The sequence below is a fragment of the Tritonibacter sp. SIMBA_163 genome, assembly GCF_046535935.1.
Lineage (GTDB): Bacteria > Pseudomonadota > Alphaproteobacteria > Rhodobacterales > Rhodobacteraceae > Epibacterium > Epibacterium scottomollicae.
Genome location: NZ_JAWJBP010000121.1, coordinates 1 through 461, shown reverse-complemented (window position 1 = coordinate 461; position 461 = coordinate 1). Strand labels below are relative to the sequence as shown.

The 461-nt window shown below is 47.3% G+C and carries 1 pseudogene; it reads right to left on the bottom strand.

Annotation, left to right across the window (positions count from 1 at the left end):
* Positions 1-461, bottom strand: a pseudogene (locus tag R0J92_RS21710) (IS5/IS1182 family transposase); the annotation flags it as partial.

The window sequence follows — 461 nt, the reverse complement described above, 5'->3', positions numbered from 1 at the left end:
ATACAAATATGCCCTGTGAAATACCCGGCATCGAGCGCAACGGCTTCGACAGGGAAAGAAAATTTTTTGGTTTGGTGTTTCAAACGCTCGAGATAAGGGTCCGTATCATGGACATTACCTGGCGTGATAAAGGTGTCGGTGATGAAATTGTACTTGGCATCCACCGTTCGGTGGTCAAGATAGAAAAACCCTTGTGGCTTATGATCCCGCATCATGAATCCACTATCAGGATCCGTTATACTAACCCGAGTCAACGACGCTTTTTTATGCAACGTTGGGCGGGTGGCTTTCGGCTTTAGCGCTTTTTTCCGTGCGCCGCTCGGTCTTGTTGGACCGCTTGTTCCAGTTCGCCCATATAGCGAACGATCTTTTGGGTCTTCGCTATGCGAAAAAACTTATTTTTATTAGCGTTTGCTTTGACGTGTGTCGAGTCGGATAACAGCACACGTCCACTCACAAAG